The following is a 5191-nucleotide window of genomic DNA, read 5'->3' on the forward strand; positions in this document are numbered from 1 at the left end:
GAGGACTCCACCGCGGTGGTGAGCTGCGAGACGGCCGTTCCGCTCGCGGGCACCTCCAGCCGGATGGTCATCGAGTAGGAGACGCTGGGCGCCGTAGCCATGGACGGGTTACTCCTTCGGTGCTTCATATCGTGTCGTTGCCCGCGGCCCGCCGGCCGCCCGGCATCAGGCGGCGGTCCCGGCGACGTTCTCCGGGCGCAGCAGGTCGGCCAGCTTCTCGGCCGGCAACAGGCCCTTCTCCAGCACGAGTTCGGCGACGCCGCGGCCGGTGACGAGGGCCTCCTTGGCGATGTCGGTGGCGGCGGTGTAGCCGATGTGCGGGTTGAGGGCGGTGACCAGGCCGATGGAGTTCTCCACGGTCGCGCGCAGCCGCTCGGTGTTGGCGGTGATGCCGGACACGCAACGGTCGGCCAGGGTGTGGCAGGCGCGCTCGAGGTGGGTGAGGGACTCCGACAGGGAGTGCAGGATGATCGGCTCGAAGGCGTTCAGCTGGAGCTGGCCGGCCTCGGCGGCCATGGTGATGGCGACGTCGTTGCCGATCACCTCGAAGGCGACCTGGTTGACGACCTCGGGGATGACCGGATTGACCTTGCCCGGCATGATCGAGGAGCCCGCCTGCACCGGCGGCAGGTTGATCTCGCCGAGACCGGCGCGCGGCCCGGAGGACAGCAGCCGCAGGTCGTTGCAGCTCTTGGAGAGCTTGACCGCGATCCGCTTGAGCACCCCGGACATCTGCACGAACGCCCCGCAGTCCTGGGTGGCCTCGACCAGGTTGGCCGCGGTGACCAGCGGCAGGCCGGTGATCGCCGCGAGGTGCCGGCGGGCGGCCTCGGTGTATCCGGCCGGGGCGTTCAGGCCGGTGCCGATGGCGGTGGCACCCAGGTTGATCTCGTGGATCAGTTCTACCGCCTCGGCGAGCCGGCTGCGGTCCTCCTCGATCATCACCGCGAACGCGGAGAACTCCTGGCCCAGCGTCATCGGGACCGCGTCCTGGAGCTGGGTGCGGCCCATCTTGAGGACGTCCCGGAACTCCACGGCCTTGCCGGCGAAGGCGTCCTGGAGGACGGCCATCGCGCGGAGCAGCCCGCGCACCGCGAACACCGTGGCGATCTTCACGGCGGTCGGGTAGACGTCGTTGGTGGACTGGCTGAGGTTGACGTCCTCGTTGGGGTGCAGGTGCCGGTAGTCGCCCTTGGCGTGGCCGAGCAGTTCCAGCGCGCGGTTCGCGACGACCTCGTTGGCGTTCATGTTGGTCGACGTGCCGGCGCCGCCCTGGATGACGTCCACGACGAACTGCTCGTGCAGCTTCCCGGAGCGGATCTCGCGGCAGGCGGCGACGATCGCGGCCGCCTTCTCGGGTGCCAGCAGCCCCAGTTCCTCGTTGGCGAGCGCGGCGGCCTCCTTGACGGCGGCCAGGGCGTCGATGAGGTGCGGGTACGCCGAGATGGGGGTGCCGGTGAGGGGGAAGTTCTCCGTGGCGCGCAGGGTGTGGATGCCCCAGTAGGCGTCGGCGGGTACGTCCCGGTCGCCGAGCAGGTCGTGCTCGCTGCGGGTGCGGACAGTCATGGACACAACAAATCCTTGTGGGAATGCTCGGAAGCCGAGAACACCGGAAAGCCGCGCGGGACGCGGTGGCGCACCGTGGGGTGAGGCGGCGCCGGCCAGGGCCGCCGCGGTCACGGGAGACCACTCTGTACGACCGGGACTTTTAAATCCATCGGGGTTTTGCGGGATGCGCTGTGAAGCTCCGCTTCACAGGGAGGGCGGGCGCCTGGTGTACTTCTCCTGTGATTGATCCGCGCAGACTCCGGGTGCTGCGGGCGCTGGCCGAGCACGGCACCGTCACCGCCGCGGCCGAGGCCCTCTACATGTCCCCCTCGGCGGCTTCCCAGCAGCTGGCCGCGCTGGAGTCGGAGGTCGGGCACATGCTGCTGGAGCGACGGGGGCGGACGGTCCGGCTGACCCCCACGGGCGTGGTGCTGGCCACCCACGCCGGCCGCATCGCCGCACAGCTGGAGCAGGCGGAGGCCGACATGGCGGCCTGCTCGACCGGCCTGGCCGGCGAGGTGGCCATCGCCGCGTTCGCGAGTGCGATCACCGAGGTGGTGGCACCGTCGATGGCCCGGCTGCGGAACCGCGCCCCGCAGGTGCGCATCCATGTGAAGGACGCCGAGGGGCACGCGAGCCGCCGGCTGCTCGTCGACGGCGCGGTGGACATCGCCCTCGCCGTGGAACACCGGGACCTCGTCGGCCAGAGCGGGGAGCAGCTGCTGCTCGAACCGCTCTACGCCGAGCCCTTCGACGTCGTACTGCCCTCGGGGCATCCGCAGGCGGCCGCACCCGAGCTGGCCCTGGCCGAGCTGAGCGAGGATCCGTGGGTCACGCCCTGGCCGGGCAACCCGGTGCACGACGTGGTGCTGCGGGCCTGCGAGGAGGCCGGATTCCATCCGCGGTCGGAGTGCCTGGCCGACGACTCCCGGGCGGTGTGCGCCCTGGTGGCCGCCGGTGCCGGGGTGGCGCTGGTGCCCCGCTCCGCGCTGCACGGCATCACCTTCAAGGGCGCCGCCATCCGCCCGCTCAGCGGCGTCCGCCCGACCCGGCGGGTGTTCGCGGCTGTACGCAGCGGCAGCGAAGGTCATCCGCTGCTGCAAATGGTGCTGGACGCACTCCGCGACCAGGCCGCCGCCCTCGGCTCCTGACCCGCCCCCCGCCTCTCAGCCGCCGGTCGCGGCGGCGTCCAGCAGCGGGCCCAGTTCGCGGGCCGCCGTGGTCAGTGGCCGGACGTCCGCCTCGGCCCGGGCCAGGAGGAGCGCGCCCTCCAGCGTGCTGATCATCAGCGCGGCCAGCGCGTCCGCACGGCCGGCCGGGACACCCATACCGGTGAGCGCCTCGGCCAGCGGAGTCCGCCAGGCCGCGAACGCGGCGGCCACCGCCTCACGGGCCGACCCGTCGGAGGCCGCGCACTCGACCACGGCGGCGGCCAGCGGGCAGCACGCGACGAAGCCGTCGGCCGTGTACTCGTCGGTCCACTGGTCGGCCATCGCCGCGAACAGCGCGCTCGGGGTCGGCTCCGCGAGCCCTTCGAGAAGGCGCCCGATGCGCTGGCCGGCGTACCGCCCGGCGAAGCCGACGGCCTCGTTGACCAGCTGCTGCTTGCCGCCCGGGAAGTAGTGCTGGAGGGAGCCGCGCGGAGCGGCGGCGTGCGCGGCGACCTCGCGCATCCCGGTGGCGGCGACGCCGTCGCGCCGGATGAGCTGGGCCGCGCTGGAGACCATCCGCTCCCGCGGTCCCCGCCGCGTCTCCCCCATGGCCGACCTCCGCTTTCTCGCCGCCTCCACTCTAAGTGCCGTTCCGACGGGGTGCGCCGGTTCCTCAGCGCCGCGGGACGCCGTAGACGCGTTCCACGCGCAGTCGTACCACCAGCCGCCGGTCGCGGACCATCGCGGCCCGGAAGTCGTCCCAGTCGGGGTGTTCGCCCTGGACGTCCCGGTAGAGGCGGACCAGTTCCTCGACGGTGTCGTCGTGCGGGTCGCGGGCGACCGGGGTCAGCTCGGCCGTGCCCTCGGCGACGGTGTACGCCCAGCGGTCGGCGCTGGTGACGTGGTAGGAGGCGCGGGGGTCGCGGCGCAGGTTGCGGGTCTTGGCGCGGTCGTCGGTGACGGAGATCCGGATGGTCCGCTCGTCGGGGTCGTAGGCGTGGCTGACGTTGGACAGCTGGGGCCGGCCGTCGCGTTTGAGGGTCACCAGGATGCCGGCGTGTCCGGCGGAGAGCAGCGGGAGAAGGGCGTCCTGTGAGGTGTCCTGAGTCATAAGGACGTCAACGGCGCCGCGCCGCCCGCGCATTCCCCGCACCTCACCTCAGTAGACAGTGTCTACTCCCTCTTGGTAGACACTGTCTATGCATGAGGACGACACGGGGCTGCGGGCTCGGCTGGTCGAGGCCGGGGTGGCGTTGCTGGCCACCGAGGGCGCGCAGGCGCTGACCCTGCGGGAGATCGCCCGGCGCGCGGGGGTCTCGCACGGGGCGCCGCGCCGCTACTTCCCGACCCATCTGGAGCTGCTGTCGGCCATCGCCCGGCGGGGCTTCGCCGAGCTGGCCGGGCGGGCCGGGGCGGCGCTCGACCGGGAGACCGGCGGACCGCGCGCCCGGGTGACCGCACTGGCGCGGGCCTATCTGGACTTCGCGCTGGACCGCCCCGGCATGTACGAGCTGATGTTCCGTCACGACCTGCTGGAGAGCGGCCGTCTGGGGCTGCGCGAGACGAGTCTGCCGCTGTTCGGCCTGCTGGCCGGGCTGGTCGGCGAGGTACGGCCGGAGGGCGACGCCCGGCGGGTGGCGGGCGCGCTCTGGGCGAACCTGCACGGGCTCGCCCAGCTGTGGCGCTGGCGCAGCCTCCAGCTGGCCACCGGCCAGGAGGACCTGGCTGCCCTGCTCGACAGCGTGCTGACCGCCCATCTCGGTCCGCGGGAGAGCCGGTGACGCCGCGCTGGACGCTGACGAGCAGCGTCGCGGGCGCGGTGGTCGTCGCGCTGGACGGTACGGTCCTCACCGTCGCCCAGCCCAGCCTGCAACGGGAGTTGCACGCCTCGTACGCCCAGGTGCAGTGGACCAGCACCGGGTATCTCGTGGCGGTGGCGAGTCTGCTGGTGTTCGCCGGGCGGCTCGGCGACCGGTACGGCCAGCGTCGGGTGTTCGCGCTCGGCATGCTCGGGTTCGGCCTGGCGTCCGCCGGGATCGGGCTGGCTCCCGGGGTGGGCTGGGTGATCGGACTGCGGGTGGTGCAGGGCGTGTGCGGGGCGCTGCTCCAGCCGGCCACGCTGGGGATGCTGCGCGCCGCGTACCCGCCGGAGCGGCTCGCGACGCCGCTCGCGGTGCGGACCGCCGCGATCGGGCTGGCGGCGGCCGCGGGTCCGCTGCTGGGCGGGGCGCTGGTGACCGGGCTGGGCTGGCGGGCGGTGTTCTTCCTCAACGTGCCGCCCGCGCTGCTCTTCGGCCTGCCCGCGCTGGTGCGGGCTGGGGCCTTTCTTTCGGATCAGGTCGGCTGTGGCGCCGGCGCCATTCCGGCCGACCCGAGCGGGGTCATGGGGGTGCCCCCTGCTCATGGGGGTCCCCCCGCTCGAGCGGAGCCGAGAGTGGGGGAGGAGTCGAGAGCTTGGGGGAGCGTGCAGCTGCAAGGCGGACGACCGAGTC

The 5191-nt window shown here is 73.0% G+C and carries 6 protein-coding genes; 3 read left to right on the top strand and 3 right to left on the bottom strand.

Annotated features, from left to right (window positions below; genetic code table 11):
- Window positions 1-165 precede the first annotated feature (165 nt).
- Window positions 166-1566 carry an aspartate ammonia-lyase gene (gene aspA, locus ACFVIU_RS38975; RefSeq protein WP_385848512.1) on the bottom strand — a complete coding sequence of 467 codons (1401 nt, stop codon included), beginning with the start codon at window positions 1564-1566 and terminating at the stop codon, window positions 166-168.
- A 221-nt stretch (window positions 1567-1787) separates the two neighbouring features.
- Between aspA and ACFVIU_RS38980 the strand changes: the two genes are divergently transcribed.
- Window positions 1788-2699 (top strand): LysR family transcriptional regulator, encoded by a 912-nt coding sequence (locus tag ACFVIU_RS38980; protein WP_385848513.1) that lies wholly within the window; start codon window positions 1788-1790, stop codon window positions 2697-2699.
- Window positions 2700-2714: 15 nt separating this feature from the next.
- Here the strand turns inward: ACFVIU_RS38980 and ACFVIU_RS38985 are convergent, their stop codons facing one another.
- Together ACFVIU_RS38985 and ACFVIU_RS38990 are read right to left on the bottom strand one after the other, a co-directional pair.
- Window positions 2715-3308: a TetR/AcrR family transcriptional regulator gene (locus tag ACFVIU_RS38985; protein ID WP_385848514.1), complete on the bottom strand. Its 594-nt coding sequence runs from the start codon at window positions 3306-3308 to the stop codon at window positions 2715-2717.
- A gap of 64 nt (window positions 3309-3372) precedes the next feature.
- Window positions 3373-3810 (bottom strand): PPOX class F420-dependent oxidoreductase, encoded by a 438-nt coding sequence (locus tag ACFVIU_RS38990; protein ID WP_385848515.1) that lies wholly within the window; start codon window positions 3808-3810, stop codon window positions 3373-3375.
- 88 nt (window positions 3811-3898) lie between these two features.
- Between ACFVIU_RS38990 and ACFVIU_RS38995 the strand changes: the two genes are divergently transcribed.
- Together ACFVIU_RS38995 and ACFVIU_RS39000 are read left to right on the top strand one after the other, a co-directional pair.
- A complete protein-coding gene (locus ACFVIU_RS38995; RefSeq protein ID WP_385848517.1) occupies window positions 3899-4480 on the top strand; it encodes a TetR/AcrR family transcriptional regulator in 582 nt (193 codons plus the stop codon).
- A partial coding sequence (locus ACFVIU_RS39000) for an MFS transporter (protein ID WP_385848518.1) occupies window positions 4477-5191 on the top strand: 715 nt, incomplete at its 3' end. The genes ACFVIU_RS38995 and ACFVIU_RS39000, both read left to right, overlap by 4 nt.

The organism is Streptomyces sp. NPDC127190, from assembly GCF_042672505.1.
Lineage (GTDB): Bacteria > Actinomycetota > Actinomycetes > Streptomycetales > Streptomycetaceae > Streptomyces.

Excerpts from the sequence above, each read along its gene's own strand:
- ACFVIU_RS38985 (WP_385848514.1), bottom strand. The coding sequence starts at position 3,308 with ATGGGGGAGACGCGGCGGGGACCGCGGGAGCGGATGGTCTCCAGCGCG.
- ACFVIU_RS38995 (WP_385848517.1), top strand. The coding sequence starts at position 3,899 with ATGCATGAGGACGACACGGGGCTGCGGGCTCGGCTGGTCGAGGCCGGG.
- ACFVIU_RS38990 (WP_385848515.1), bottom strand. The coding sequence starts at position 3,810 with ATGACTCAGGACACCTCACAGGACGCCCTTCTCCCGCTGCTCTCCGCC.
- aspA (WP_385848512.1), bottom strand. The coding sequence starts at position 1,566 with ATGACTGTCCGCACCCGCAGCGAGCACGACCTGCTCGGCGACCGGGAC.